We start from the raw sequence: 26,519 nt of genomic DNA, 5'->3' as shown, positions 1-26,519 counted from the left end.
TTATAGCGCCTTACCCGAATCACGCAAATTGCGGAAGCCAAAGCGCGATCTGCGGAAACAGGATCAACAGCGCGATCAACACAAGTAATACGAAACAGAAGGGCAAGGCGCCGTAGATCACATCCAGGAACTTGCCTTTGTTGCGAATACTTTGCACCACGAACAGATTCATCCCGAATGGCGGGGTAATTTGTCCCATTTCGCACAGGATGATGAGTATCACGCCGAACCACAGCGGATCGAAACCCAAGGCGACAATGACCGGCACCACCAGCGGTGCGGTGGTGATCAACATGGCCAGCGTGTCCATGAAGCAGCCGAGGATGATATAGAACACGATGATGGCCAGTAGCGTACCCATCGGCGACATGTCGAGACCCGTCACGAAACTGACCAGGGTTGCTGTCAACCCGATGGATGACAGCACGAAGTTGAGGAAGAACGCCGACAGGGTGATGAAAATGATCATCCCGGTCGTGCGCATGGTGGACTCGAAGGCCTGCCCCAGGTTTTGCCAGGTGAAGGCGCGCCGCCACAGGCCCAGGGCGAACGCGGCGATGACCCCCAGGGCTGCCGACTCACTGGCGGTCGCGAAACCGCTGTAGATGGCACCGACCACCAGGGCGAAGATGGCCAGCGGCGGCAGCAGGTCTGGGATGCTGTCCAGTCGTTCGGCCCAGGTCGAGTGCTCCTTTTTGCCGCCCAAATCGGGACGGATAAGGCAAGCGAACACGATGATCGCCACGAACATGAAGCTGAGCAGGATGCCCGGGATCGTAGCCGCCAAGTACAGCTTGGGCACCGAAAGATTGGCGATCAGCGCGAAGAGAATCATGTTGATCGAGGGCGGAATCAAAATGCCGAGTGTACCGCCGGCGGCGATCGAGCCAAGGAACAGCGGGGCAGGGTAGCCTTTTCGTTCCTGCTCCGGCAGGGCTAGGGTCGAGATGGTGGCGGCGGTCGCCACGCTGGAGCCGCTGGTTGCCGAGAACAGCGCCGAGGCGCCTATGTTCGAATTCATCAGGCCACCGGGCAACCACGAAAGCCACTTGGCAACGGCACCGTACATGCGCCCGGCGACGCCTGAACACACCAGTAACTCGCCCATGAGTATGTAGAGCGGAATAGCGACCAGCAAGAATTCGGCGCTGGTGCTCCAGGCAATTTCGCCTATGGCGTTGCTGAGCGGCAGTGTCGAGAACAACTCTGACAGCGAAAGGCCCAGCAGGCCGACGCTGACCGCCGCAGCCACGCTCAAGCCAAGTAGGGCCAGTAGGGTGAATAGGGTAAAGGCGAGCATTTAGTGCGCTCCATTCGACGGAATCGTTGTGTGCCCTGGCGCGGGACGATGGGTTTCTTCTTGAATGTCCTCCTCGACGGAATTGATGCCGATCAGCGCAGTAATCGAGGCCCATCGTTGCTGACGCAGCTGGATAACGCTGGCGCAGCCCAGCACAACGATGGTCAGCGCAAAGAACAGGTAACCGGCGAACCAGGCAGCTTGAGGCACCCACTGCTGGATTTGCAGCGGTGTGGTGGAAGTCGAGCGGTACTGGATGGAATCCCACAGCACGTCCCACGCGTGGAACAGCACGGTGCCGACGAAAAGTGCCATACAGCTCAACGCCAGCAGATCCAGGGAGGTCCTGAATTTGAGGGGCAGGCGCGAATAGACAATGTCCACCCGGATATGGGAGCGTTTTAACAATGCGATGGGAAAGGCCCAGGTGCTGACAATGGCCAGGACATAGCCGGCTATTTCATCGGCACCGCCCATGGACAGGCCGATGGTCTTGCGCAGGATCAGGTCAATGCCGATCATCAGTGCGGTGCCCATCAGGGCAATACCGCCCAGCCAGGCGCTCAGCCTGGCAATGCTGTTCACGAGCCGGATAGCAGAAGATTCAGTGCGTTTCATGGATGGGGTTCTCCGCAAACGTGGGGGCGTTCAGAACGCGCGACAAGCTTTGTCGCGCATGCTCCACAGGTGTTCAACGCATGGGCGCGGGTCAGGGGTTGTGCAGGCTCACGCCAAGGGACGCGCCTGCCGTGGCATTCCAACGCTCGACACACGGCGCACCACAACGCTTGCCCCAGTCGTTGGCAATCTTGAGAACGGCGCTCTGCAGAACCTGCTTCTCGGCATTTGTCGGTGTGCTGACCTGCATATGAGCCGGGTGGTGAATCTGGCAATCAGGTGCACCGATGTTGCAGGCCAATGCAGAGTGATTTTCTTTGGCGGTTTCTTCCCACAACCGGTCTTCCAAGACTTGGGATTGTGCCTGGAGCAGGCGTTGTACAGGCTCGGGCAACGCCTGCCAGCGTTTCAGGCCAATGGCATAGAAACCAACCGACCAGTCCACTGGCAGGTTGTAGAGGTGGTTGGCCACGTCATACCACCTGGCCGCGTTGCCTGAGCCGATGCCTGTCACCGCACAGTCAATGACGCCGGTCTGCATGGCCGTCACCACCTCGGCGAACGGCAAGGTCATGGGCGATCCGCCGAGTGCTTTGATCAACTCGGACATATTGCGCCCGCGTACGCGAATCTTGCGTCCCTTGAGGTCTGCGATGGAATTGACGGGGTCGCGACAGAAGAACACCTGCGCCGTATAGGGCACCGTCGCCAACAGCTTGACCCCATGTCGTTCGGCCATGCGTTCTGCCAACACTGGTTTGAACGCCGTCGAAACCCGATGAGAGGTTTCAATATCAGCGGCCATGCCGGGCAGGTCGATCCCTTCGAAAAAGGCGTCGTCGCCGGCCACGAAAGCAAAGACGCCCATGCCGATTTCAACCGCGCCAGAGCGGATCAAACGCACCATCTCAGCGCCTTTGAGGCCACTTTCCGATAACCCTCTGAGGCGCGCCGTGACGGCGCCACCGGAACTGTCAGGCAGCGTTTTGTTCCAGAACGGCTTCTCCACCGCACGGAAGGTGTAATTGTGGCTGCCACCGCCAATCACATTGAAGTGGGTGGTCGCCTGGGTGTCCGCCAAGGCTGCTGGCCCGATCAGGCCGTAGAGCATGGCGAAGATCAGAAGGGAAGTCTGGTACGGTTTCATGGTAGTCCTGTTGTTTTTTTGAGGGAGCTACATGGCAGAAACGAAATGGCAACGTGCGTCTGTGTTTTCTTGTTCAGGATCGGCCCAGCGTGGCGGCGTCGATGATGGATCTGGAACCGGTGACATCCGGGAATTTCTCGCCGTTTGCCAGTCTCGCCAAGGTGATTTTTTCGTTCTCCTGAAACGCGATTGCGCGCCGGGCCAGTGGGAACACCTGGCCGGGGGTGATGACGACGATGCCGTTCTCGTCGGCTACCACCGCATCACCGGGATGGACCACGACACCGCCACATTGGACCGGGGTACAAAACTCACCTTCTTCACCCTTGACCCGAGTGGTAATGGCACTGGCGCCCCAAGACCATATGGGAACCCCATGCTGGCGTAACTCGCTCAGGTCGGTGACGAATCCGTCAATGACGATGCCGGCGATTCCGGCCTGTTTGGCTGCATACGCCATGGCGCCGCCCATGGCTGCCGTGACCCGCTCACCGCAACGATCCACGATCAGGAAGTCACCTGGCCTGGCGCAACCCATCGCGTAATGCAAAATGCCCCCATCGGCTCCAGGCATTCTCACTGTGACGGCGGTTCCAACCGCTCTAATGTCTTGGAAATGGGCTTTTATACGGGCACTTAGAATACCTTTAGTGACGAAGTGGCCGATGGTTGCCGGCTCGGCCGCGAGAAGAATCGAAAGTTCTTCCGCGGCGATCTGTTGCGGTAGTTCTTTAATAATATACATGCTGGTATTTACTTGTTTTTGATGAATGTCTGATACAGTCAGTGCAGCCTAACAAGCATGAATCCAATGCGATAATAAAAAACAACGAGTCAACGCCAGGACGATTTTTATCATGAGAATTACCCTGATGCAGATCGAGGCCTTCTATTGGACTGCTCGATTAGGCGGCGTCCATGCTGCCTCGCGACATCTTCATTTAACACAACCGGCCATTTCCTCTCGAATTCGCGAGATGGAGTCGTTGCTGAGCGTGAAACTTTTTGACCGCAGCAAGCAACGCATGATCATCACCCCCGATGGCCTGATCGCCCTGCAGCATGCCGAGATGGTGCTTAACAACAGCGTCAAGCTCGAGCAGTTCGCGGCCAAGCAAAAGAACAATCGCAGATTGCGCGTCGGCGCTGACGAGTGTTCGGCAATGGTTGGGCTGACCGCGGTCATCGCCGAGATCAAGGCGCATTTTCCAGAAATCACCCTTGAAATCACTATTGATGTGGGGGCGGTGCTTAACCGAAAGCTGAACGATCACGAGCTTGACCTGGCGCTTCTGACCAATCCGATGACACGAGACGATGTCACTGACATCTTTTTGGGCTGGATGACCTTCCAGTGGGTCGCCGCCGCCCAGTTGGAAATTGAAGGCGGGGCATTCCTACCCGAACATGCTGGCGCCTATCCCATCGTGACGCATTCCGCGCCCTCGACTTTGTACTCGGTCGTTGAGCGCTGGCTGAAAGAAGGGGGGAATGTGTCCGAGGCTTTTCACTCCAGTAATTCCCTGGCGTTCATCGCGAAGATGATCTCTGCCGGACATGCTATTGGTATTCTTCCTGTTCCGTTAATTCGAGATATGTTGGCAGTGGACATGTTGAAAGTATTGCCCTGTCATCCGCCCATCGCGCCGGCCAGGTTCTGCTTGTCTTATTTAACGGAAAGGCCCGATGTTCAACTCGATGAGTTGGTCGCGCTGACGCGGGCGACGCTGTTGCGTCAGAACTTTCTGGTCAACTAGTCGTTTGCGCATGTAGTTCAAGGCCGAAGCAAGTTTATTGATTCGGCCTTGAACTATGGGGAGGCTTATAAGTTGCGTGGTTTCAGGCGCCAGCGTATTGGGTCCCCTGGAGCGTTTTTTGGATCGCGGCGATGTGTTGTCCCGCCTGATTCAGCCATGAAAGATCACTGCCCATCAGTAACATGTCACAGCCCATATCCAACAGGCGCCTGGCTGTTTCCGTGTCTGCTGGAAAGCAAGGCACCATGACTTGGACCGAGCGCCTGTGGCATTTCTCGATCAGTAACGCTAGGCGCGCCTGGACTTCAGGGTTGCCGAGGCGATAGTCGACCGACAATTGACGGGACAACGAGTAATCCGCCGGGCCGAAATGCACCGCATCGATGCCTTCGACATCGAGGATTTCATCGATGTTGTCGAAGAACTCGTAGCTCTCGGCCATGGGTACGATCACGCTACGGGCGTTTTCCTCTTGCGTGTAGCGGGCCCAGTCAAATCCCGGGCCGGCGTAATTCGCCGAGCGAACCGAGCTGTCACCGCCGCGCCGGCCGAACGGTGGGAATTTGCTGCAGCGGATGATTTCCCGCATCTGCCCAGCATTGTGGACCTGGGGAACGATGACCCCTGCAGCGCCCATTTCCAGGGCTTTACGGATGTCCCATTCGAGGGTGCCACGAACGCGAACCAGGCTGTGGATAGCAGCGTGGTTGGCCGCCAGAATCAGTTTTTCCATGTCTTTATCGACGCCCAGAGCGGTGTGCTCGGCATCGATGAAGACAAAGTCCAGCCCCCAGTTGCCAGCCACTTCGATGGGCATGCAGGCCGTACTGTAGATGTTCATCCCGAACGTTGGGCCGTCCGCCATTCGATCTTTCAGCGAGGTGATCTTCTTGTGCATTGCAATTACCTGAGAATACGTTTTCTGTGGCGGTCGTGTCAGAGGCGATAGGTTTCTGGCAGACGGTCGCGGAAGGGGTGTATCTCGAACACACCAGGGTCGCGGATCAATGACTTGTTGCGCGCTTTGTCCAGGTCGATGTCGACGCTGAAGATGCCGTCCTCTTGTCCGGCGCGGATCAAGGTCTGCCCCGACGGTTCGATGATGTGACTCATGCCGATGAACTGCATGCCGCCGTCCATGTCGTTACGGTTCGAAGCGACGAAATAGACGATGTTCTCGGCGGCGCGCACGTTGCTGAAAATGTCCGGCAGCAAGCGCGCCTGCTCGGGCCAGGCCGCGGGCAGGACAACAATGTCGGCCCCTTCCAACGCCAGGGTGCGTACGACTTCCGGGAAGCGGATTTCGTAGCAGATCGCCAGGCCGATACGGCCGATTTCAGTATCGAATACCGGCGGTGTCCATTCAGCTGGGCGATCAGTGAAGCGATCACCAATCATGAAGGGCAGATGGCGTTTGCGATGCAGGCCGATGATCCCTTTGGGTCCCACCAGTGCGGCGGTATTGAAGATCGACTCGGCGTATTGCTCATAGAAGCCGACGACAATGTGGATGCCGGTTTCAGCGGCAACCGCCAGCAAAGGCTTAAGGGCATCGATGCTGATGGCGCCTTTTTCCAGGTCTTCGCGGCTGTCGAACGAGCCTCCGGTCAGCAGGCATTCGGCAAAGGCGATCAGGCGCGAGCCTTCTTTTGCGGCTTGCCGTGACAGCTCAGCGACGTTGTCGATGGTTTGAGCCGGATTGCCCACAACAGGGTGGATCTGTGCGACCGAAATCTTCATGGTTTGGTTTCCTTGTGATGGATGCTGGGCGTGCGCTGAGTGGGGTGCTCAGCGCAACTGTGGGCGGCGCCGTTATTGCGGGTGGTAATCCACGGCCATGTAGACTTTCTTAACCAGTTCGGGGTTGATCTGCGCGGCGTATTTATCGAGCACCGGGCGGATTTTTTGCTGGATGCGCGCGATCTCTTCGGGAGCCAGTTCGTTGACTTGCATGCCGGCGCTGCGCAATTCGGAAATCGTCCTGCTGTCGGCCTGGCGGGAAATCTCCCGTTGCTCAAGGCGCACTTCCATGGCGACCTCCGTCAGCAGCGCCTTCTCATCGGCATTCAAGCTGTCCCAGAAGGGCTTGCCGATCAGGACGATCTGCGGGTTGTAGTTGTGATGGGTCAGGCTGAGGTATTTCTGCACTTCATTGAACCTTGAGGCGAGGATCAGGGCCGCCGGGTTTTCCTGACCGTCCACGGTGTGGGTTTCGAGCGCGGTGTGCACTTCGGTGAAGGGCAAAGGCGTGGGGTTCGCCCCGAGCGCCGTCCACACATCCAGGAACAATGGCGATTGTTGCGCACGAATCTTCATGCCGGCGATGTCTTCCATCTTCTGCACCGGCCGCACGTTATTGGTCAGGTTACGCACGCCCAGCTCCCAGAACGCCAGGCCCACCAGGTTCTTCGCGGGCAACTGGTCGATCAGCATCTTGCCGACTTCGCCATCGAGCATGGCGTCGACCTTGGCGGTATCGGTGTAGATAAAGGGGAAATCGAGAATGCCGAAGTCGGTCACATGATTGAGCATCAGGCCGGCGTTCCAGGTCATCATTTCCACCACGCCGCCCTGTAACGAGGACAGCACTTGTACGTCGCCGCCCAGCACGCCATTGGGGAAGGTCCGCACTTTAATCTTGCCGCCGCTGCGTTCATTGACCTTCTTGGCAAACAGCTCCATGCCAATGGCCGGCGGCGTTCCCTTCGGGCTGGTTGCGGCAAACTTGATCGTGCGAGCGTTGTACTCGGCGGCGAAGCTCAAGCTGCTGGCCAGCAGCAGGGCAGCCAGGACGGTTAGATGCTTGATCATGGTTTTTCCTTTTTCTTGTCGGTTGTTTTAGTGGGCGAACCATTGCGCTGGAACAGTGACCAGGTCAGGGAACATCACCAGGAGGAAAAGGACGATAATTTCGGCGATCAGGAACGGGACGGTGCCCTTGAGCAGCGCTTCGTAGCGCATGTTGCCGATGCCACAGACGACGTTGAGCACCGTGCCCACGGGCGGGGTAATCAGGCCGATGGAGCAATTGATCATGAACAGCACGCCGAAGTAGATCGGGTCGATGTTCGCGGCGGTTACGACAGGGACGAGGATCGGCGCCAGCAGCAAAATCGTCGGTGTCAGGTCCATGACCATGGAAATCAACAGAATCAGCAGCATGAGCACCACGATCAACAGCTTCGGGTTGTCCATGACCGGTTGAATGAGGTCGATGATCTGCCCCGGGATGTCCGCGATGGTGATCATCCAGGCCGGGATCGAGGCGGCGGCGACCAGGAACATGACGGCCGCGGTTGTTTTTCCTGCACGCAGTAGCAATTCGCTGAGTGACTTCAGGCTCAGTTCCCGGTAGATCAGCGAGGACACCAGCAGCGCATAGACACTCGCCACCGCACCCGCCTCGGTAGGCGTCACGATGCCGAAGCGCAGACCGACTACGATGATCACCGGCAACAGCAGCGCCCAGGTGCTGTCGGCCAGGGCCTTGATGCGTTCCTTGCCAGACGCCTTGGGGCTCAGTTCGATGTCGTTGTCGCGACGAGACACTAGCCACCAGGTGATGACCAGCGCAGTGGCGATCATCAGCCCCGGGGCGATACCCGCCAGGAACAATTTGGTGATCGACAAGCCGGAGGCGACCCCCAGGACCACGAAACCAATGCTGGGTGGAATAATCGAGCCAAGTACCGAGACCGAGGCAATCAGGCCGCCGGATCGATTGCGGTTATAGCCTGCGATGACCATCATCGGCAGCAGCAGTGCGGTCAGTGACGCCGCATCGGCCAGTGCCGAGCCCGACAGGCTGGAGAGCAGTACCCCGGCGAAGATGGTGACGTAGCCAAGGCCGCCGCGCAGATGGCCGACCAGGGAAATGGCCAGGTTGATAATGCGCTTGGACAGGCCGCCGCTGTTCATCACCTCGCCAGCGATGATAAACAGAGGAATGGCCAGCAATGGGAAGCTGCCCGCTGAGTTGATAATGTTCTGCGCGATGATCTGGCCATCGAACAACCCGAGCAGCCACATCAGGGCAACGCCGCAGAGGATCAGTGCATAGGCGATTGGCGCGCCTATGAATAAGGCGGCCATCAGCACGCCAACAAAAACGCCCAGGGCCATTATTCGAGCACCCCGTGTGCGGCTGAAGACAAGGGCACGCCAGCCGGTGTGGCCAGATGCTTCACCAATTGAGCGCAGAGCAGCAGGGTGCTCAAGATGCAAAAGACCAACCCGGCGCCATAAAACAAGCCCATGGATACTCCGGTGGAAGGGGCACCCACATCCAAGTTGATCAAGGTCTGCTTCCAACTGCCCTGGAGAAACAGCGACGTGGCGAACAGCATCAACAGATAGGTCAACGTCAACAGGTGTTTGGCTATCTTGGGCGAGACACGGCTGGTCAGGATATCGACGCCGATATGACCCTTTTCATGAAGCATGAGTTGGGAGCCGGCGAAGACCAGCCAGACGAATGCCAACCTGGAAATTTCTTCAGTGAAAAACAAGCCGGAATTAAAACCGTAGCGCAACACGACATTGGCGAAAATCAGCGCCGTGATAGAAACCAGGCACGCAATGATCAATACCTTAAGCGCTAGAAAATAGAGTTTCAGGATGTCGTTCATGGCACTTGCACCAGGTTGAGGGTATGGAGGCTGCGCAACGGCGGTGTTGCAAGGAAAACCGCGCCGCTGAGCCGATTGGAGCGAGCTGCAAGAAGATGCGAACGAAGCATGAGTAAGGTCACCTTTTTATTATTTGTTATAAGTCGTCGTACGACATGAGTGAGTCTTTCCTTTCATCGAAGTTGTGTCAATGCCAATGACAATGTTGGATAAGTCAATGTTCTTATTAGTTAGATAAGGAATATTAATCAGCTTGGAAGAGGGGGGCGAAAGTTGTGACTACTTGTTTTAAGTGTTGTTTTATTTGTTGTTATATGATGACGTATGACGTCAACAGCTTTTCCAATGACAATCAAAAACAGGTGATAAACAATGACTCCATCTGAGCTTAAATCCGTGCTTTCCTCGGGGCTGCTTTCGTTCCCGCTGACTGATTTCGACAGCCGCGGCGAATTCAATGCCGCCGGGTATGCGCGACGCTTGGAATGGTTGGCGCCGTATGGCACGAGCGCGCTGTTTGCCGCAGGGGGAACCGGGGAGTTCTTTTCCCTGGCGGCCGATGAATACAGCGCAGTCATCAAGACCGCAGTCGATACTTGCGCCAGCAGTATGCCGATCCTGGCGGGGGTGGGCGGATCCACGCGTCAGGCGATTCAATATGCCCAAGAGGCCGAGCGATTGGGGGCCAAAGGGTTGTTGTTGCTCCCTCATTATTTGACCGAGGCGAGCCAGGAAGGTGTGGCCACCCATGTCGAGGCCGTGTGCAAATCGGTCAAGATCGGCGTGGTGGTTTACAACCGCAATGTGTGCCGCCTGACCGCTGCGCTTCTGGAACGGTTAGCCGAGCGCTGCCCGAATCTGATCGGCTACAAGGACGGCTTGGGCGATGTTGAATTGATGGTGTCGATCCGTCGTCGCCTGGGCGATCGACTCTCGTATCTGGGCGGTCTGCCTACGGCTGAAGTCTACGCCGCGGCCTACAAGGCGCTGGGGGTTGCGGTGTACTCGTCGGCGGTATTCAACTTCGTCCCTAAGCTGGCGATGGATTTCTATCACGCGATTTCCAGGGAAGATCACGTGGCCGTTGGCAAAATGATCGACGATTTCTTCTTGCCCTATCTGGACATACGTAACCGCAAGGCGGGCTATGCAGTCAGTATCGTCAAGGCTGGTGCGAGAATTGTCGGCCATGACGCAGGCCCTGTACGTACGCCGCTCACCGACCTGTCTTCGGAAGAATATAAGCTGCTCGCTGCGCTGATCGAAAAACAGGGCGCGCAATAACCCCACCATGATTCAAAACCACTGAAGACACAGTGGTCGGCGAGACACCCTGCAAGAGCAAAGCTCTCGCGGGGTGTTTTGATTTCTGAGAGGGGCGTCGGATTGCGTGATATATCGCCTGCTTATCGCCCGAACAACAACCGCTTTTGCCGCCAGACCGGCGCGCTCGTGGGGAAAAGCACTTCGGTTGGTCGATAGCGGGCGAGACCGCAGGCGGCGGCGATGCGCTGGCGTTGCTGGCCGCGGACAAGGGCTTGCTGAAAGCTGTGTTCACTATGGGCCAATCCCAGCATATAACGAGTACCCTCCTGGAAGTGTCTGCTATTGGCTTGCCACCATCTTTCGATTGCCTGTGAATCGGGCCAGGGCAGGTTTTCATCGGGGTCCATGGCGACATTGGGATCTTCAGGGTTGTCGTTCGGGCCCGCATCGAAATTCGGCAGGGCCTGCAATTCCAGATCAAGCAACGCCAGGTCCGCGCCGGTGATCATGCTGAAGGCTTCGCCGGCGACGCGGGCATAGGGCAGGTCGCTCATCTGCTGGATCAACCAGGGCACGCAGACCGGATCGCCCAGCAGTCCGAGGGCCTGGAGGCCGATGCGCCGATCCCGGGGATCCTGTACCCATTGCCGTATCCAGGCGATGCTGGGTTCGCGCTCTTGCCAGGCCAGCAGTACGCAGAGCGCGCGGTACTGGAACTCGCCCGGTTGCTCGGCGAATGAGCGCAGAGCCTCCAAGGCTTGCTGGTCGCCCATTTGGCTGGTGGCCCAGTTGGCCCAGAAGCGCGTAGCGGCGTCTTCATGCTGACGGTGGGCACGAATCGCCGGCAGCAGGTCACGCCGGCGCAGCTCGCCAGCCGTGCGGGCGGCACGTGCCAGCACGCTGGGGTCGGCGTGGGACAGTTCGGTCAGCAGGATAGGGCCGGGATTCTGGCGATGCATGCCGCAGGCCGCCAGGCCGAGGCGGTGAAACAAAGGCTCGGGGGAGGCAAGCATGCGCTCGATCCAGGGCGATACACGCTCCCAGTCTAGCCACCCCAGGGCCATCAGGTAACCTCGTTCAGTTTCCGTGGCACTTCTCAAGTGCTCGCTGAGCCGCGACAGCACCTTCGCATTGGCCGTCTCGAAGGCCAGCAGCACACTGGCGAACATCTCTCCGACGGTGTGCGGGCCAAGCTGGGTCAGCAGAATTTCCAGGCTCATTGAGCCGGCAATACGCAGGCCATCGAGATGAGCGTCGATGCGTTCGTCCAGTTTGCCGAGGTCATCAAGGTCATAGTGGGGCGCGCGCACGGCATGATCGTGCAGGAGGATGAGGAAGCAAGCTTCTTCGGCATGTTGCTCGATCATTGATGAGATGGGGACCATGACGTCTCTGTCTTGTTACGGCACCAGGTTTCCAAAGAAGTAACGTTTACCGACTTCGAAGTGCAGGGGAGAGGCCATGTATCGGTCCAGGATAGCGGCCGCATTCAGCGGTTGAAACTCGCCGTTTTTTCCATAGAAGCTGGAACAGTCGACGCCGGAATACACCTCGAATTTACGCCTCCAGATGAGAAAATTGCTCCAATCGATCCATTCGTCAGTGCCTGACGGAACCAGGGACTTTCTCATGACCCAGACTTGTTTGTTCATGTCGACGGGCATCCCCCCGGAAATTGAGCAGCGATCGCTGCCATAAGCGTCCTGCAGTTGGCTAAGTCGTGAATCGACAGCCGCTTTGTAGTCGACTTCGTTCAGGCCACTGTCAAAGAACTCGGGCTCGTTTTCAATGGGGTCAAGAAGATTGGCTAGATTGGCTTCAACGGCGGCACGGTCGGCCCGACGTGCAAGCGTACGCCACGCCTCGACCATGAAAGGTATCAGCCACAGCACACCAGACCACTGGGCCGCCACGCAGGCCTCGATGCGAAGGTAGGTGGGGGCTTCGATCATGAGCTCGGCAAGGAAATCCAGGTCCGTGTCGATCCCCGCATCAGCGGTCAGTCCGAGGCAGGCCGACACCAACGTCGGATCGCAATCGGGGTCCACTATCCATTTGCGCAGTTGGGCTACGTGGCTGTAATCGCCATGCTTGGCCTGTTCCAGAATCGCAGCAAGGGCAATCCACGGGTCATCATTCATCCAACCGTCAGGTGACAATACTTCTACCGGAGCGGAGCCGCTGTAGTGATATCCACGGCCCTTCCAATAGAAGCTGTCTTGAAGGAAACCTGGTCTTTGGGTGTGCTTGTAAATATAGGCTTTCATCATTCGGGCCTTGGAAAACTATTGATGCGTGTCTCTTGAAGTGTACTTAGCTCTCCTTCGAGCTTCTCACACTTCTTGCCAGTAGGCGCGAGATTCCCTTGCCCGGCCGGACAACCGCCGGCCGCCTTCGGGACTCTATGCGCCACCGGCTCTCCCGGGCCCACTTCTGTTTTCCAACGCATATAGCCCGGCCGGTTCATCATCCAATCATTTTCAATATTGTTTTTCTCTCGTTTGCTCGTTACATAGTACTTATTGCATCCGCTCGGTTGCTTTCCGGCGGGTGGCAACAGGTGCCTGCACTTGGGATTGGCCCGGACTTTGGCGAGGACGGCTGCATTCTTGGGATTTTCTGCGGTGCCGTAGAACTGGTCTTCCGTCATGTACTCCCCGTTCGCTTGAGCCTTGGAGTGCGCCGCGCCGCCGCAACATTCACATTTGTGTTTGCCCGGTACCTTGGCGTCTTGTTGCACCGGACTGTATTTGGCGGTGTTGACCATGGGCACGGCCGCATTCGCTGCGGGGCTGGCATGATTCGATGTGGTGAGATCGGTATGTCGGTCTACGTTCTGGCCTTCGAAAAGAACATCCATTGACCATGAAACAAAATAGGTCTTGCCGGTGATGACGTGAGTGATGACACCGGCCCCCTGACTTCTTGTGGCGGCTTCATCGCCCAGCGGGGAGGTTTTATAGAAGGAGCGATTTTTTAACATGATCTCCTTGTTTTCGATCTTGACGGTCTTGCTGCCTTTCTTCATGTCCTTGGAAAACGAAGTGTCCGGATAGGGCACCGGGATGGGTCCCCCCGGAGGTGGCGGTGGTGTCAGGCAGACATCCGGGAACGCCGCGATGACCTTGCCGCCACCCGCTTTGCATGCAATCTCATCGCCGTTTGCGTAAACGTCGCAGCTCATAGGTCCCCCTCTGGCTGGCTAAGGTCGCGCACGACAGCCGCCGCGCGTGCACCGGCCAGGGCACTGCTCAGACAGATCGCGGTGGTTCCCGGTGCATAGCCTTTGCGAAAGGCCTGGTCGGCGAGTATCAATTGGACGATTCCAGCAATGGCCCCGGTGTCACCCATGGCCTCTGCCCAATGCCACAGTGGCTGATCCTCTTTTCGCACTGTCCGAAAAAGCCGGGCCTCCATCAGCGGAAGTTCCTTGAACCCGTATTGCTCTCCCGTGACATCGGACAGACGCAGATCAATTTCATGCAGACCCAGTTTGGCCTGGGCGAGTGCCGTACGAGCAGCGTCGGTCAGCCCGCCTGCTCGCAGGGGTTTGCTCGACAAAAGAGGCGCCTCTTCTTGCCCAAAGCCCAGGCCTGAGATTTTCAAGCAGGTGCCAGGCTGCCGATAGGCCTGAATCAGGATGGCCGCAGCCCCTTCACCAGGAAACAAGCCGTCATTGTGAGTGGCCGTTTTCAGCCGGCGATGCTCGTCCAACCACTGCAGCGTCAAGGCGCTGAGCAGCGAGTCAACACCCGCCACCACACAGGCGGGGACCCGTGTTTCCTGCATTAATCGACTGGCTTCATGAAGGGCATGCATGCCGGCAACATGGCCGGAGGGGATGACCCTGGAATGCGTTGGATGGAACCGTATGCCCAACTTGGAAGATACGTCCTGTATGACGGCCTGGGCTATTTCCCTGATATTGATTCCGGGGCGCTCCGGTTCAGCCAGGCACAGGAGAAATGGCACTTCAGTCCAATCCAGCTTCGGCGCACCCTGTATCAACTCGACCAGTGCATGCTGCATGAGCTCGGACATGCGCGCTGCTGCCGGCAAAGCCAGGTCAAGGCTGGGCACCGCCGCGCCGATGATCGGTTCGCACGCGTTGTCAAAAAACGGCAGCTCCTGGAGTGCTGACAGCCCGGCGCGCTTGGCAGCACAGGCGCTGGCGACGCATAAGCCCACGGGGCAGGCCATGCCCATGCTGGTAATGAAGAGGGCGTGCCCCTGCATGGAGGTCATGTTTCCTCTTCCGCGGGAGGATAGGCGTCCTTTGTCCACGCGATGAGTTGAGCCAATGACTTGAAGTGTTGTTTCGCGCGCATGCGTTCTTCGTTGGCCTTGGCCTGTTCGAACTGAGCGGCGGTTTGCCCGACGATGACCTTGGCCACCTCCCTGATGTTGCGCCCGAGGGGTGAAGAAGCTCGCCATGTCAGCGTCAGGCGATTCGCGTCTGGTTCAAGAATGATGGTGTCGACCACGGCGACGGCTTCCCGTGTGCTGTCGTCGTGAAAAACGACAAGCATCGCGAGTTTCAGATTTGCCGGAAGCCTGAATGCCGAGCGGCCTTTATCACTCAGGTTAAGCAGCGCGACTTCTTCGCCCCCACGGGGAAAATCGATTTGCTGGTCCTCGGGTGCGCATTGGAAGTAGCGCACGTCAAAATCTTCGGGAAGAAATGGAAATTGATGATCAAGCCACGCCTGATCATAAGTGCCGGCCCATTGGATACGCTGCCGCCATGCCCGACCAATCGGGCCAAATGCCATTGGCTTGTAATGTTCGTGGGGAGCGGTGACCGGCCTGTCCAGTTCTTCGGTATTTGGGAGCGGCAAGCCATTGGTCTGGGCACTGCTCGCTGCGGGGTAAAATCCGACTCCAACCGGGTTCCATGGGTACCATTTGTGTTTGGCCGGGTCTGCATGCGTGCGATCCACGCCGCCGAAAGCCTGCGCGTAGGTAATCGGCATTGTGGTGAATGGAACAGGTCTGCTTATCGAGTGGGAGAGGGCGCTATCCTCATAGTTTCGTGCCCCAATCACTTTGAATGCCTTGACGAGAGTCCCCACTTTCAGCGCTACGTTCACCTCTGTTGCCGGCTCACCGTTGGGGGCGTGGCAGTGGCCATTAAGCAGAACATCGCAGCGGGGCTTGTGCAGCGCAAAATCGTTTTCGTATAACGCGGCTGATTCGCAGGGCTCCCCTGGGAATACATCGGCCATGATCAGCGGAACCTGTTGTTCAAGCAGGCGCGGCGGATGTCCAGGGTGATCTGGAATGCCGTAGGTCCCTTTCGCCACCACGACCAGCCATTCACGGCCCGTTTTATCGGTTGAAGTCGTATAGCCGCCGACCAGGCGGGTCTTGTTTACCAATTCCATGGCGTCACTGCCTCAGTTGATCTGTACCGAGCCGCCCTTGATGCGGTTCACACCAGACGATCGGCTCGAGAGGTAGGCCCCTCGGATCAACACCTTGCCTTCGCGCGTGAGGGTAATGCTCGCCTTGCCGCAGCGCAGGACGATTTCCCGTTCTGCGGTGAATTCCAAGCGCTCGCCGTCCAGCTGGGCGACGGCAGGCGCGGCGGTTTGCGGCAGGCGCTGGATGCGGCCGATCACCAGCGGTCGGGCCACGTCGCCGGCCTCGAACATCAGCGCGACCTGGGCGCCGATGTCCTCGCGAGTGAGCGGTGTGGTCGTGCGCGCAGCGAGGCCTGTATCAGCGGGGCAACCGGGGAAGGCCACCACTGGGGCGTCCGCCTTGGGCACATCCAGAAGCACGCCAATCACGACGCCCTCCACGCGCGCTGGCGTGGAGGTGGAGGAGGCGGGGAGGTGGTATTCAACGGTCATAGCGCCTACTCCATGGCTAGTTCTGCAGAATCTTCTGGCCTTTGACGACCACGTTTTTGCTGGCCTTTATCTTGATGGCACCGGAGCCGTCGATGGTGATGTTCTTGCCGCTGATCATGATCGTGCCGTCCTTCTTCATGGTGATGCTGGCGTCGCCCGTCGTCAGGCTGATGGAGTCGCCGGCGGTCAGGGAGAAGTGCTTGCCAACGTCCAGGCTGTCGTTCTGCTTGATGTTGGTGGTGCGGTTCTGGGCGACGTCGCGGGATTCGTTCTGGCCAATCTGGGTGCTCTGGTTGCCGCTGATCTCGATGCCTTCGTTGCCCTGGACCGTTTCGTTACGGTTGCCGCTGATGCCGATGGTCTCGTTACCGCCCACGTCCTCGGTGCGGTTGCTGGCGATGCTGATTTTTTCGTTGGCGCCGACTTTTTCGGTGCGGTCCGCACCGATGGTGATGGTCTCGTTACTGCCCACGTTCTCGGTGCGATTGGCGCCAATGGTGATTTTCTCGTCGCTGCCCACCTTCTCGGTACGGTTCACGCCAATGGAAATGGTTTCGTTATTGCCGACCTTTTCCGTGCGATCCACACCGATGGTGATGGTTTCGTTGTTATCGACGGTTTCGGTGCGGTCGTGTTTGACGTGCACGGTTTCGTCGTTGTCGATGGTCTTGCGGCGGTCATGGCCAACCCAGTGGGTCTCGTCGTTCTCGACCTCGATGTCCTGGTTTTTCTCGGCGTGGATAAACAGCTGCTCGGCGCCTTTCTTGTCCTCCATGCGGATTTCATTGAAGTTGGCCGGCGAGCCACCCTTGCTCGAGCGGCTTTTCACCCCGCTCTGGGTGGCATTGGCCGGCAACCCGTAGGGCACGGTCTGTTCGGCGTTGTAGACACGGCCGGTGATGATCGGCCGATCCGGATCGCCCTCGAGGAAACTGACGATCACTTCCTGGCCGATCCGCGGGAGCTGCACGGATCCCCAGTTCTTGCCGGCCCAGGCCTGGGAAACACGAATCCAGCAGGAGCTGTTTTCATTGGACTGGTCATGGCGATCCCAATGGAAATGCACTTTGACCCGGCCATATTGGTCGGTCCAGATTTCCTCGCCACTGGGCCCCACCACCACGGCGGTCTGCGGTCCACGGACGATGGGAATCGGCGTGAGGGGCAGAGTTCGGAAGGCCTGGTTGGCATCCATGCAGTCCAGTTCGCTGACGAACTGTTCGGCGACGTCCGACTGTCCGCTTTCATAGGCGTCCTGACGAATCTGATAACGGGCGGCCACCACGAGATACTCGCGGTTCTGGTCTGCACGGTCATATCCCGTCAGCGTGAACACATGACCGCAACCGATGCCGCGGGCGCGTCCGCGCAACTGCACACGCTCGAACTGACTGTGGATGGCTTCGATGCGAGTACGCGCATAATGATCGCCATCGTTGCTCTGGACGTATTCACCGGGGTAGTCGTAGAGCGGGTAGTCGGCGTTGGTGTGGGTGCGCGGCACACTGGAGCGCACCTCGAGGCTGGCGCGTGGGCGCAGGAAGTCATAGTCGTTCAGCGCCAGCGAGCCGGGTTGGACTTCCCGTGCCAGTTGCCAGTCGTAGAAATGATCGCGCTCGCGCATTTGCCGATCGGGCGGATAGAAGGGCACCGATTCATAGTCTGCCGCCGTGGAGTGAGCGCCATAGGCGTCGGCCAGTACCAGGACATGCCGTGACTTGTCATGGCGAAAGTAATAATAGATGCCTTCCTGCTCCATCAACCGGCTGACGAAGTCGAAGCTGGTTTCGCGGTACTGCACGCAATATTCCCATTCGCGGTAGCTGCCGCTCAGGCTGTCCTCGAAATCGGAGAAGCCGAGGTCGCGGAACACCTGCTTGATGATGTCCGGCACCGTCTTGTTCTGGAAAATCCGGCAGTCGGAGGTGCGCGTGAGCAGCCAGAACCACGGGCGCAAGCTGACGCGGTAACCGGCGAACTGACCGTGGCCGGTCAATTGCCGGCAACTGCAGACAATGCCGTGGAAATAGCGCTTGCCGCCGTCATACAGCTCCAGGGTCAGGCCCATCGGCTTGCCCAGCAATTGGTCGAACGTGATTGTCCGGTCTTCGGAGGTCAGGTCCAATTCGTAGTGAAACAATCGCCCCAGCTCTTCGCTGCCCTCCATGCTTTGCAGCAACAAGACATCGCCGCCGAGGGGGCTGTCGACCTGCACCAAACGGTTGTTTTGGGTGATTGCCATGAACGGCTTCCTTTGGCTCGTGTTCGGGCGTCAGTCGGCCGTGGTAAAGAAGGTGGCGTCGCACGCATAGTCGTCGCCATAGGGGATGCCAGGGGAATTCGAGTCCAACACTTGCTGCACATCCACCACAGGGGGATCTCCTTATCGGTATTGCGGTCTTCAATCGAACTGAACGTACGAGCAGATCCTCATCCTGCGGATTGACGTGTGTCTGGAGCCCGTTAGATAACGTTCCGAGCATCGCCGGAATGGGACGGATACCTGACGTCAAGATAGGTGACGGAAGGTCGTCTACGTAGTTTCGTTAGCTATAACTGTCATTCCAAAATCGAATAACACTATGAGAGTGACGGACTCGGCCTTTGCAACCTTTCTGACAAGAATGTCAGGAAGCGGTCAGCCTGCGGACACCTTCGCAGCCTAGACTGGGGAAAATGTACATCCAGGCGATCTTGCAGGGGGCTTGAAGCATCAGCACCCAGCCAAACATCGGGATCGGCTATTGGGTCTCCTAATTTGTGGCACCGTTTTAAGAGAGGCGTTACCCGATGCGTTTGCTCATTGTCGAGGACGAAGAAAAAACCTCCTCCTACGTCCATCGTGGCTTGACCGAGCTTGGCTACATTGTCGACGTTGCCACGAATGGTATCGATGGCCTGCATTACGCACTGGAATGGGACTACGACGTGGTGATCCTGGATGTGATGTTGCCGGGCAAAGACGGCTACGACGTATTGCAAGGCCTGCGCCTGCACAAGAAAACCCCGGTCATCATGTTGTCGGCCAGGGGGACGGTGGATGATCGCATTCGCGGGCTGCGCGAAGGCGCCGATGATTACCTGGGCAAACCTTTTTCATTTGCCGAACTCGTCGCACGTGTCCAGGCCTTGATCCGTCGTCACGCAGGTGACTCGGCCGACCTGACGCATTTGCGCATCGACGACCTGGAGGTCGACCTGCAAGCGCGCAAGGTGACCCGGGGCGGGCTGCGGCTGGACCTGACGGCCAAGGAGTTCTGTCTGTTGAGCCTGTTGGCGCGGCATCAAGGCGAGATCCTTTCCAAGTTGATGATTGCCGAGCAGGTCTGGGACATGAATTTCGACAGTGACGCCAACGTGGTCGAGGTTGCGATCAAGCGCGTCCGCGCCAAAGTAGATGCCCCGTATCCGCGCAAGCTGCTGCATACCGTCCGCGGCATGGGGTATGTACTGGAAAGCCGAGAGGCAGATGGCAGGCAAACGGGTACGCCTTGATGAAACGATCGATCGCCAAGCGGCTCGCCCTGATGTTCGCCCTCGCTGTCCTGCTGATCATGTCGATCAGTGCGACGCTGTTGCGCTGTTCCTTGAAGCAATCGCTCGATGAGCAGATGCAAAACGAGCTGGTGCTGCGCCATTCCGTGCTCGACCCGGTGCTAGCCAAATACGATTCGCCAGCATTCTGGGTCGGTTTGCGCCAGAAGCTCGACGGCCTGACGCCCGCGGATGAACGAGTCCGCTATTGGATCCTGGTAGACAACCCGGCCTTCAGTTATGGCGGGGCGATGCCGGATGGCCAGGATTGGTCGAAGCGCTCCGATGGGCTTTTTACCCTGGATCTACCTGACCGAGAGCGCCCCATGATGGTGCTGCTCAAGACCATTCCCGCCATGGGCAACCGTCCGGAACTGCGTTTTATCGTGGGGCTGGACTCGACGCCGTTCAGGAAGACCCTGGACCACTTCACCAAGATATTGATCCTGACCTCGGCGTTGGGCATCGGGCTGGTTGCGCTGCTCGGTTACTGGATCGCGCGTTTTGGCCTGGGACCGGTGAGGCGCTTGAGCCGTCAAGCCAACAGCCTGCCGCCGGGGGATTCGAAGCAGCGACTGGACACCGAAGCGCTACCTGGCGAATTGCAGGAACTGGCGGTGTCATTCAACGGCGCCTTGGCGCGCCAGGAAGCGGCCTGGTGCCAGCTCGAAGGGTTCAATGCCAATGTGGCCCATGAGCTGCGAACGCCCCTGACCAACCTGATCGGACAGACCCAGGTGGCATTGGCCCACGGGCGTGAGGTGAGCGAGCTTCAGGACTTGTTGCAGTCGAACCTCGAAGAGCTGGAGCGGATGGGCACCATCGTCAATGACATGCTGTTCCTGGCCGGGGCCGAGAGCGGGCAACGAGCAACCGAGCTCAGTGACGTCTCGCTTTATGAAGAGGCGGCGAAGACGGTGGAGTATCTGGAGCCGGTCTTGCATGACAAACAGCTGAGCGTGGTGATCCAAGGCGACATGCGCGTGTGCATCGACCGACGCCTCTTTCACCGCTCCCTGGCCAATTTGATACAGAACGCGGCGCGCTACGCGGTGCCGACAAGCACCATCACGGTGACGCTGGCCAGCCACGGCATGCAGGTCGAGGTGAGCGTTTCCAATGCCGGAGAGCCCATCGAGAATTCGCACCTGGAGCGTCTGTTCGAGCGTTTCTATCGCGCCGACACCGCCAGGGCGCGAAGCGATGCGCACCATGGGCTGGGCCTTTCCATCGTGCGTGCGGTGGCGTCCATGCACGGTGGACGCGTGTTTGCCCACAGCGAAAACGGGCTCAACACCTTCGGATTTTCCTTGATGAACCAGACCGCGCGTTAGTCGTCGCCCCTGGGAGTAAAGTCCGCCCGCGTTTGACATCTTCCCGTCAGCCAGCAGTCACCTTGACGTCAGTCGCCCCCGCCTAAAGTGCCACGACCATCCCAACGAGGACAGTGTCGTGGAGCCCACTATGAACATTCGAAACCTGTCGATTGCCGGCCTGCTGGCAGTCATCTCCTTGAGCGGCTCGCCGCTGCTCGCCAAAGAGCAAACGCAGTTCCCGGCCTACGAATATGGCATGCCGCTGGACATCGCCAGGGTCATTCATATCGAGGAGGCGACATCGCCGGTATGCGAGGTCGTGCAAGCCAAAATGACCTACTTGAACACCCAAGGGGTAAAGAAACACATCAGCTTTCTGCAGTTGGCTGAGGCGTGCTCGAAACAGTGACCGTCCGGCGATGCCGGTTCATTTCTTCAGACAGGGACCATCACCATGTGGAATAGAACACCCCCCGCCATTGGCCGCACGAGCACCATGAATCGGCTTGCGAGAATGGCGAGAACCCTCGCCGCGGGCGTCGCGCTGCTTAGTACGGTGAGTATCGAAGCTTCCGATCGCATTACACCGAAACCAGACTGGTCGACCAGCGACATACCGTCCCAGAAAGGCCGGATTGTCCTGATCACCGGTGGCACCAGCGGCATGGGCTACGAGGATGCGCTGGCCTTGGCGCGTGCCGGCGCCGAGGTCATCATCGCCGCGCGCAACCCGGAGCGTGGCGCACAGGCCATTGCGCGTATCCGCGAGTCCGTACCCGACGCCAAGGTGCAGTTCGAGAACGTGGACCTGGCTGATCTTTCATCGGTGCGCGGCCTGGCCCAGCGGCTCAATCAGCGACTGCCGCGCCTCGACGTGTTGATCAACAATGCCGCCGTCATGGCGCCTCCCGAGCGAGGTACGTCTGTTGATGGCTTTGAACTTCAACTGGCCACCAATTACCTGGGGCACTTCGCGCTGACCGGCCTGCTGGTGCCGCTCTTGCGTCAAAGCGAGGATGCCCGTGTGGTGAGCCTGTCAAGCATTGCCGCGGCGCGCGGCGCGATGAATCTCGATGATCTGCAGAGCGAGCAGAAGTACGACCCCTACGCGGCTTACGCACAATCGAAACTGGCCATCCTGCACTGGGCCTTTGCCTTGCAGCGGCGCAGTGACGCCGAAAACTGGGGAATTCGCAGCATGGCGGCGCATCCCGGCGTTGCGGTCACCGAGTTGGTCGCGCGGGGGCCAGGCCTGGACAGCGAGTTCGGTCGGCGCTGGGCAAAGGACCGCGATGCGTACCACTCGGCAGCACAAGGGGCGTTGCCCACGTTATATGCCGCCACGGCTGCCCAAGCCGTAGGCGGGGCTTATTACGGCCCGACCGGTGACGATGAACGACGCGGTCCGTTGGGCTTCGCCAAGACGCCGCCCGCCGCCAACACGCAGGCGGATGCCGAGCGACTCTGGGCTGTCTCCGAGCGCCTGACCGGCGTGACCTATCGCTGATGCAACCCTGGGCGCGGGCGTCCGTCCCGCGCTTGACCTTTGCCTTTGCCGTCTCCCCGGAGTCCCTATGAGCACGCCTTCCTATTTGCACCGCCTGAGTCTCGCCCTGAACGCCCGCGACGGCGAGTTACGTCCAGCGTCGTGCGGATTCCTGCTGTTCCTTTGCCTCTTCACCGGTTACTTCATGCTGCGCCCGATCCGTGAGTCGATGGGTATCGCGGCAGGGGTGGAGAATCTGCAATGGCTGTTTACCTCGACCTTCCTGGTCATGCTGGCTGCCGTGCCGTTGTTCGCCTGGCTCAGTTCCCGAGTGCCGCGCCTGCGCCTGATCGACTGGGTGTACGGCTTCTTCGGTTTCAACCTGCTGATGTTCGTCGAGTTGTTCCAGTTCCAGCCAGACAGTGTCTGGCTAGCCCGGGTCTTTTACGTCTGGATCTCGGTTTATAACTTGTTCGTCGTGTCAGTGGCCTGGAGCCTGATGGCAGATGTATTCGACAGCGAGCAGGCCAAGCGTCTGTTCGCCTTCATCGCCGCGGGCGCCAGCGTCGGCGGTTTGTTGGGGCCGGCCCTGAGCGCGCTGCTCATCGACCCCCTCGGCGCCTCGGGATTGATGTTTCTGGCGGCCTTGTTGCTCGGTGCCACGCTGGTGTTGAAACGGGCGTTGATGGGGTGGCGCGAAACGGGCGGGGCTGGTCGTCCCGGTGCCGCGCCGACGCAAAGCCCCCAACAGCCATTGCACGGTAATCCGTTCAGCGGGTTGACGACGGTGCTCAGGTCACCTTACTTGCTGGGGATCGCCGGCTTCGTGGTGCTATTGGCGACGGTCAGCACCTTTCTCTATTTCGAGCAGGCGCGCCTGGTGGCCGAGCATTATCCGGATCGCCAGGCGCAGGTACGCATCTTCGGCACCATCGACATCATCGTGCAGGCGGGCGCGTTACTGTCCCAGCTGTTCATCACCGGCCGCATAGCGCCGAAGTTGGGGGTGCGTGCTTTGTTGGCCGTCGTGCCGCTGCTCATGTGCATCGGCTTCCTCGGCCTGGCGTTGGCGCCGGGGTTCGCTCTGCTGGCGGCGGTGATGATCGTGCGACGAATCGGTGAGTACGCGTTCGTCCGGCCAGGTAGGGAAATGCTGTTCGCGTCGCTGGATGCCGAGAGTAAATACAAGGCCAAGAACTTCATCGACACCGTGGTTTATCGCGCGGGTGACGCCATGAGCGGCTGGGCCAAGAGTCTGCTCGACCTGCTAGGGCAGGGGGCCGGTCTGGCCGCGATAATCGGCGCCTGTTGTGCACTGCTGTGGGGTTACTTGGGCTGGCAACTGGGGCGGAGGGCGGATAATGCCACGTTGCGGGAGTTACGTTTGGCGACCATCTCGGCCAGGGCATGAACACCGTACCGACCAGCATGAAACCCACTCTATTGTCTGCCGCGTCGTTGCGGCGAGGAAAGGTGAAGCGGATGAGTCTGAAAAACACGGTACTGGCGATCGTAGCGGTTGTTGCTTTCTCGGCGTTCTCCACAGCGTTTGCGGGCAAGGAAAACGCCTTGGTCGGGACATGGCGCATGGTCAGTGCAACCGTTGAGAGCCAGGGCAGTAGATCGGATGCTTATGGCCCCGACCCCCATGGTTGGCTCGTCTTCACGCCAGAGCTGACGTTTGTCGAAGTACTCACGGATCCACGCGTGCCGGCGTTTCGATCCAACGTTCGTGGCGAAGGCACGGATGAGGAAAACCGGGCAGCAATGGCGGGGAGCATCGGCTTTTTCGGGCGATATACCGTCGACCGGAACGGTGAGTTCACAGGCAACACTGTCGAAGGGTCTACGTTCCCGAACTGGGTGGGCGCTGTGCGCACCCGGGCCGACCTGCAGTTGAAGGTCGATGGCAATCGGATGGTAGAAGATTTTCGCCGCCCGGATGGGGCGAAGGTTCACATCGTCTTTGAGCGTGTAAGGTAGTTTCGAAGCGTCGCGTGCAACCAGATGATGGCCTTTTCCACCGGGCTGACACCGATAGAAAAGGAGCCGCAATCGCGGCTAATGCCAGTGGGAGCCACGACCAGTCTGCTCACGCATTCTTCAGCACTACTGCAACTCTCGAAGGACCGATTCAAATGCCTCGAGGTGCTCTCTAGTCAGCAGATCCAGATCGTGCGAGCGCCTGCAGCACCTCGATTGCTTTCTGGGCATCATCTTTACCCACAAAAATGTGGTCGTGGTAGTAAGCCGCGATGACATTACAGCTGATGCCAGCATTTCCCAGTGCAGTTGCAAAGGCAGCCGTCAAGCCAACGGCATCCAGCGCCGAATGGACGGTCAAGGTAATCCAGGCGGCGACATATTCGAATTCAAGACCCAGCGCCAGGGCTGCGGATTGCTCGAGGATGACCGTCAGGCCTTCCTTCTCCCGAAAGCTCCCCAGCACTTCCTGCCCCTCCAAGATGTTGCTGTTTTTGACAGTGCAGAAGACATAGTTACCCTCATTCAGTAAAGGGCTCATGCCATGGAGTAGCTTTGCTATTGATTTTTCACCCGACATTTCATAAGTCTCTATCGATTGTTGACGCCCCAGTCTCGGCTTTTTTCGCGATAAGAAAAGTTAAATTTCATGATGCAGGATTAGCAGATCTAATATTGCATGAGGGCGTCTGGCACCTTGTCTTGTGACTTTTCTTGTTACCCCTGAATGGGGCTGTGGCCAACACCGTCGCGGGGTGGATAACGGTAATAGCATAGGCGGGAGGAGGGTGACGCCAACACTCAAACGAAGTATTGAATAGGAGATTCCTGTTCTATTTGTTTGATTTAAGTCCATTGTAGAACTCACGTACCATTTCTTCGGAGACGTCCATGTTCTGTCGAAACTTACTCGGGCGCAAATCATGGTCGCCATTGTACTTGGCGTCTATTCCGGAGCCGAAAGCTTCATCTTTCTGGATCATTGAGTTTAGCGCTTTAATCAATGCGCCATCGCTAGTGGCAATCTTATGCGCGCCTACGTAACCATCCACGAGCGTTTCGGCGTACCCATGAATCTCGCAGTTATGATAAAGGTAGAGCTTCATGATGCAGGCAAATGAATGAGCGAAAGATTTTTTGGCGCCGTTTGGCAATGCCGAGTTACAGCCATAAATTTTTATCTTCCCGGCAAAGCTTTTATTCAACGAAACTTGATTTTTTAAAGTTTTAGCCAGGGCAAAGGCAGTGATGGATTCGCTGCTAGCAGAGGTTTCCTTGGACAAGTCAATGCTTCCTGGAGCGCAATGTCCGAAAATGTAGATGACCTCGTTAGGGCCTATGCAGCTCTTCAAACGCTCTTTAAGCCTTTTTTTCGAAGGTCCATCGAACGTGAAGAACTCATAGTCGGCCAGGTCGGTCCGTTCTGTGTTGGCTTCAATCTTCGAGCGCCTGGCTTTTCGCCAGTTTTCCCTCGTATTGACCCATTGCTTGGACTGTCCTGAAAACGGAAATATCACGATTCGTGAGTGATTAGGGGGGCTGTCGTCGTTGCCGTTATCACACATAGCGCTGGCTCCACGTGAAGGATCTCCTTGTCGAAGAGATTCTAGTCAAGCCTGTGGATTTGGT

General features: G+C 58.3%; 26 protein-coding genes. 8 read left to right on the top strand and 18 right to left on the bottom strand.

Translation table 11 applies throughout. The annotated features are described in order from the left end of the window. Window positions 1-19: 19 nt before the first annotated feature. From BLT00_RS06280 to BLT00_RS06265, 4 genes are all read right to left on the bottom strand, one after another. Window positions 20-1,300: a TRAP transporter large permease gene (locus BLT00_RS06280; RefSeq protein ID WP_092143479.1), complete on the bottom strand. Its 1,281-nt coding sequence runs from the start codon at window positions 1,298-1,300 to the stop codon at window positions 20-22. Continuing rightward, window positions 1,301-1,918, bottom strand: a complete 618-nt coding sequence (locus BLT00_RS06275; RefSeq protein ID WP_092143476.1) for a TRAP transporter small permease subunit — start codon at window positions 1,916-1,918, stop codon at window positions 1,301-1,303. 91 nt (window positions 1,919-2,009) lie between these two features. Beyond that, window positions 2,010-3,065: a TRAP transporter substrate-binding protein gene (locus BLT00_RS06270; protein WP_092143473.1), complete on the bottom strand. Its 1,056-nt coding sequence runs from the start codon at window positions 3,063-3,065 to the stop codon at window positions 2,010-2,012. 73 nt (window positions 3,066-3,138) lie between these two features. Next, window positions 3,139-3,810 carry an RraA family protein gene (locus BLT00_RS06265; RefSeq protein WP_092143470.1) on the bottom strand — a complete coding sequence of 224 codons (672 nt, stop codon included), beginning with the start codon at window positions 3,808-3,810 and terminating at the stop codon, window positions 3,139-3,141. Between the two features lie 112 nt (window positions 3,811-3,922). Between BLT00_RS06265 and BLT00_RS06260 the strand changes: the two genes are divergently transcribed. After that, window positions 3,923-4,822: a LysR family transcriptional regulator gene (locus BLT00_RS06260; protein WP_092143467.1), complete on the top strand. Its 900-nt coding sequence runs from the start codon at window positions 3,923-3,925 to the stop codon at window positions 4,820-4,822. A gap of 82 nt (window positions 4,823-4,904) precedes the next feature. Here BLT00_RS06260 and BLT00_RS06255 read toward each other — a convergent pair whose 3' ends face one another. The 5 genes from BLT00_RS06255 to BLT00_RS06235 form a co-directional block, all read right to left on the bottom strand. After that, window positions 4,905-5,720, bottom strand: coding sequence for an HpcH/HpaI aldolase family protein (locus BLT00_RS06255; RefSeq protein ID WP_092143464.1), 816 nt, complete (start codon window positions 5,718-5,720; stop codon window positions 4,905-4,907). Between the two features lie 38 nt (window positions 5,721-5,758). Continuing rightward, the gene (locus tag BLT00_RS06250; protein ID WP_092143461.1) at window positions 5,759-6,562 is read right to left on the bottom strand and encodes a carbon-nitrogen hydrolase family protein; all 804 of its coding nucleotides are present in this window, start codon (window positions 6,560-6,562) and stop codon (window positions 5,759-5,761) included. 72 nt (window positions 6,563-6,634) lie between these two features. Continuing rightward, complete coding sequence (locus tag BLT00_RS06245; protein WP_092143458.1) at window positions 6,635-7,633, bottom strand: TRAP transporter substrate-binding protein; 999 nt, start codon at window positions 7,631-7,633, stop codon at window positions 6,635-6,637. 27 nt (window positions 7,634-7,660) lie between these two features. Then, entirely contained in the window at window positions 7,661-8,944 is a 1,284-nt protein-coding gene (locus tag BLT00_RS06240; RefSeq protein WP_092143455.1) for a TRAP transporter large permease subunit, read from the bottom strand. Beyond that, complete coding sequence (locus BLT00_RS06235; RefSeq protein ID WP_092143452.1) at window positions 8,944-9,450, bottom strand: TRAP transporter small permease; 507 nt, start codon at window positions 9,448-9,450, stop codon at window positions 8,944-8,946. The genes BLT00_RS06240 and BLT00_RS06235 overlap by 1 nt, the downstream gene beginning before the upstream one ends. A gap of 372 nt (window positions 9,451-9,822) precedes the next feature. On the opposite strand from BLT00_RS06235, the gene kdgD reads away from it, so the two are divergent. Beyond that, window positions 9,823-10,734 (top strand): 5-dehydro-4-deoxyglucarate dehydratase, encoded by a 912-nt coding sequence (kdgD, locus tag BLT00_RS06230; protein WP_092143449.1) that lies wholly within the window; start codon window positions 9,823-9,825, stop codon window positions 10,732-10,734. A 122-nt stretch (window positions 10,735-10,856) separates the two neighbouring features. On the opposite strand, the gene BLT00_RS06225 is transcribed toward kdgD, so the two are convergent. Genes BLT00_RS06225 through BLT00_RS06195 form a run of 7 tightly spaced genes read right to left on the bottom strand, consistent with a single transcriptional unit; the run spans window position 10,857 to window position 18,813 of the window. Then, window positions 10,857-12,101 carry a TIGR02270 family protein gene (locus BLT00_RS06225; RefSeq protein WP_092143446.1) on the bottom strand — a complete coding sequence of 415 codons (1,245 nt, stop codon included), beginning with the start codon at window positions 12,099-12,101 and terminating at the stop codon, window positions 10,857-10,859. A 15-nt stretch (window positions 12,102-12,116) separates the two neighbouring features. Beyond that, window positions 12,117-12,983 carry a hypothetical protein gene (locus BLT00_RS06220; RefSeq protein WP_175456210.1) on the bottom strand — a complete coding sequence of 289 codons (867 nt, stop codon included), beginning with the start codon at window positions 12,981-12,983 and terminating at the stop codon, window positions 12,117-12,119. Further along, entirely contained in the window at window positions 12,983-13,900 is a 918-nt protein-coding gene (locus BLT00_RS32330; RefSeq protein WP_092143443.1) for a DUF4150 domain-containing protein, read from the bottom strand. Before BLT00_RS32330 ends, BLT00_RS06220 begins: the two co-directional genes overlap by 1 nt. Beyond that, entirely contained in the window at window positions 13,897-14,961 is a 1,065-nt protein-coding gene (locus tag BLT00_RS06210) for a 3-oxoacyl-ACP synthase (protein WP_256571885.1), read from the bottom strand. Before BLT00_RS06210 ends, BLT00_RS32330 begins: the two co-directional genes overlap by 4 nt. Continuing rightward, a complete protein-coding gene (locus BLT00_RS06205) occupies window positions 14,958-16,100 on the bottom strand; it encodes a DUF2169 family type VI secretion system accessory protein (protein ID WP_092143442.1) in 1,143 nt (380 codons plus the stop codon). The genes BLT00_RS06210 and BLT00_RS06205 overlap by 4 nt, the downstream gene beginning before the upstream one ends. A 12-nt stretch (window positions 16,101-16,112) precedes the next feature. Then, window positions 16,113-16,571, bottom strand: a complete 459-nt coding sequence (locus BLT00_RS06200; protein ID WP_092143439.1) for a DUF6484 domain-containing protein — start codon at window positions 16,569-16,571, stop codon at window positions 16,113-16,115. Between the two features lie 16 nt (window positions 16,572-16,587). Then, a complete protein-coding gene (locus BLT00_RS06195; RefSeq protein WP_092143436.1) occupies window positions 16,588-18,813 on the bottom strand; it encodes a type VI secretion system Vgr family protein in 2,226 nt (741 codons plus the stop codon). A gap of 548 nt (window positions 18,814-19,361) precedes the next feature. Here BLT00_RS06195 and BLT00_RS06190 point away from each other — a divergent pair. The 6 genes from BLT00_RS06190 (at window position 19,362) to BLT00_RS06165 (ending at window position 24,890) form a co-directional block, all read left to right on the top strand. Continuing rightward, window positions 19,362-20,066 carry a heavy metal response regulator transcription factor gene (locus tag BLT00_RS06190; RefSeq protein WP_092143433.1) on the top strand — a complete coding sequence of 235 codons (705 nt, stop codon included), beginning with the start codon at window positions 19,362-19,364 and terminating at the stop codon, window positions 20,064-20,066. Then, on the top strand, window positions 20,066-21,439 hold the full coding sequence (locus BLT00_RS06185) for a heavy metal sensor histidine kinase (RefSeq protein WP_092143430.1): 1,374 nt from the start codon (window positions 20,066-20,068) through the stop codon (window positions 21,437-21,439). Before BLT00_RS06190 ends, BLT00_RS06185 begins: the two co-directional genes overlap by 1 nt. Window positions 21,440-21,569: 130 nt before the next feature. Next, the gene (locus BLT00_RS06180) at window positions 21,570-21,830 is read left to right on the top strand and encodes a DUF2790 domain-containing protein (RefSeq protein ID WP_092143427.1); all 261 of its coding nucleotides are present in this window, start codon (window positions 21,570-21,572) and stop codon (window positions 21,828-21,830) included. A 105-nt stretch (window positions 21,831-21,935) separates the two neighbouring features. Further along, window positions 21,936-22,928 carry an oxidoreductase gene (locus BLT00_RS06175; RefSeq protein WP_256572758.1) on the top strand — a complete coding sequence of 331 codons (993 nt, stop codon included), beginning with the start codon at window positions 21,936-21,938 and terminating at the stop codon, window positions 22,926-22,928. A 67-nt stretch (window positions 22,929-22,995) separates the two neighbouring features. After that, window positions 22,996-24,318, top strand: a complete 1,323-nt coding sequence (locus BLT00_RS06170; protein ID WP_092143421.1) for an NTP/NDP exchange transporter — start codon at window positions 22,996-22,998, stop codon at window positions 24,316-24,318. A gap of 71 nt (window positions 24,319-24,389) precedes the next feature. After that, complete coding sequence (locus tag BLT00_RS06165; protein ID WP_092143418.1) at window positions 24,390-24,890, top strand: lipocalin-like domain-containing protein; 501 nt, start codon at window positions 24,390-24,392, stop codon at window positions 24,888-24,890. Window positions 24,891-25,062: 172 nt separating this feature from the next. Here the strand turns inward: BLT00_RS06165 and BLT00_RS06160 are convergent, their stop codons facing one another. Both BLT00_RS06160 and BLT00_RS06155 read right to left on the bottom strand, forming a co-directional pair. Continuing rightward, entirely contained in the window at window positions 25,063-25,470 is a 408-nt protein-coding gene (locus BLT00_RS06160) for an ACT domain-containing protein (RefSeq protein ID WP_092143415.1), read from the bottom strand. Window positions 25,471-25,723: 253 nt separating this feature from the next. Next, on the bottom strand, window positions 25,724-26,455 hold the full coding sequence (locus BLT00_RS06155; protein WP_092143412.1) for a hypothetical protein: 732 nt from the start codon (window positions 26,453-26,455) through the stop codon (window positions 25,724-25,726). Window positions 26,456-26,519: the final 64 nt, after the last annotated feature.

The organism is Pseudomonas sp. NFACC51 (assembly GCF_900103575.1).
GTDB classification, from domain to species: domain Bacteria; phylum Pseudomonadota; class Gammaproteobacteria; order Pseudomonadales; family Pseudomonadaceae; genus Aquipseudomonas; species Aquipseudomonas fluorescens_Q.
The sequence above is the reverse complement of the archived record's forward strand: the minus strand, read 5'-3'. Positions and strand labels throughout refer to the sequence as shown.

Coding starts and splice junctions, on each gene's coding strand:
- BLT00_RS06190 (WP_092143433.1), top strand. CDS start 19,362: ATGCGTTTGCTCATTGTCGAGGACGAAGAAAAAACCTCCTCCTACGTC.
- BLT00_RS06235 (WP_092143452.1), bottom strand. CDS start 9,450: ATGAACGACATCCTGAAACTCTATTTTCTAGCGCTTAAGGTATTGATC.
- BLT00_RS06250 (WP_092143461.1), bottom strand. CDS start 6,562: ATGAAGATTTCGGTCGCACAGATCCACCCTGTTGTGGGCAATCCGGCT.
- BLT00_RS06160 (WP_092143415.1), bottom strand. CDS start 25,470: ATGTCGGGTGAAAAATCAATAGCAAAGCTACTCCATGGCATGAGCCCT.
- BLT00_RS06195 (WP_092143436.1), bottom strand. CDS start 18,813: ATGGCAATCACCCAAAACAACCGTTTGGTGCAGGTCGACAGCCCCCTC.
- BLT00_RS06185 (WP_092143430.1), top strand. CDS start 20,066: ATGAAACGATCGATCGCCAAGCGGCTCGCCCTGATGTTCGCCCTCGCT.
- BLT00_RS06275 (WP_092143476.1), bottom strand. CDS start 1,918: ATGAAACGCACTGAATCTTCTGCTATCCGGCTCGTGAACAGCATTGCC.
- BLT00_RS06260 (WP_092143467.1), top strand. CDS start 3,923: ATGAGAATTACCCTGATGCAGATCGAGGCCTTCTATTGGACTGCTCGA.
- BLT00_RS06240 (WP_092143455.1), bottom strand. CDS start 8,944: ATGGCCCTGGGCGTTTTTGTTGGCGTGCTGATGGCCGCCTTATTCATA.
- BLT00_RS06205 (WP_092143442.1), bottom strand. CDS start 16,100: ATGGAATTGGTAAACAAGACCCGCCTGGTCGGCGGCTATACGACTTCA.
- BLT00_RS06170 (WP_092143421.1), top strand. CDS start 22,996: ATGAGCACGCCTTCCTATTTGCACCGCCTGAGTCTCGCCCTGAACGCC.
- BLT00_RS06280 (WP_092143479.1), bottom strand. CDS start 1,300: ATGCTCGCCTTTACCCTATTCACCCTACTGGCCCTACTTGGCTTGAGC.
- BLT00_RS06175 (WP_256572758.1), top strand. CDS start 21,936: ATGGCGAGAACCCTCGCCGCGGGCGTCGCGCTGCTTAGTACGGTGAGT.
- BLT00_RS06245 (WP_092143458.1), bottom strand. CDS start 7,633: ATGATCAAGCATCTAACCGTCCTGGCTGCCCTGCTGCTGGCCAGCAGC.
- BLT00_RS06225 (WP_092143446.1), bottom strand. CDS start 12,101: ATGGTCCCCATCTCATCAATGATCGAGCAACATGCCGAAGAAGCTTGC.
- BLT00_RS06180 (WP_092143427.1), top strand. CDS start 21,570: ATGAACATTCGAAACCTGTCGATTGCCGGCCTGCTGGCAGTCATCTCC.
- kdgD (WP_092143449.1), top strand. CDS start 9,823: ATGACTCCATCTGAGCTTAAATCCGTGCTTTCCTCGGGGCTGCTTTCG.
- BLT00_RS06165 (WP_092143418.1), top strand. CDS start 24,390: ATGAGTCTGAAAAACACGGTACTGGCGATCGTAGCGGTTGTTGCTTTC.
- BLT00_RS06200 (WP_092143439.1), bottom strand. CDS start 16,571: ATGACCGTTGAATACCACCTCCCCGCCTCCTCCACCTCCACGCCAGCG.
- BLT00_RS06270 (WP_092143473.1), bottom strand. CDS start 3,065: ATGAAACCGTACCAGACTTCCCTTCTGATCTTCGCCATGCTCTACGGC.
- BLT00_RS06210 (WP_256571885.1), bottom strand. CDS start 14,961: ATGACCTCCATGCAGGGGCACGCCCTCTTCATTACCAGCATGGGCATG.
- BLT00_RS32330 (WP_092143443.1), bottom strand. CDS start 13,900: ATGAGCTGCGACGTTTACGCAAACGGCGATGAGATTGCATGCAAAGCG.
- BLT00_RS06265 (WP_092143470.1), bottom strand. CDS start 3,810: ATGTATATTATTAAAGAACTACCGCAACAGATCGCCGCGGAAGAACTT.
- BLT00_RS06255 (WP_092143464.1), bottom strand. CDS start 5,720: ATGCACAAGAAGATCACCTCGCTGAAAGATCGAATGGCGGACGGCCCA.
- BLT00_RS06220 (WP_175456210.1), bottom strand. CDS start 12,983: ATGAAAGCCTATATTTACAAGCACACCCAAAGACCAGGTTTCCTTCAA.
- BLT00_RS06155 (WP_092143412.1), bottom strand. CDS start 26,455: ATGTGTGATAACGGCAACGACGACAGCCCCCCTAATCACTCACGAATC.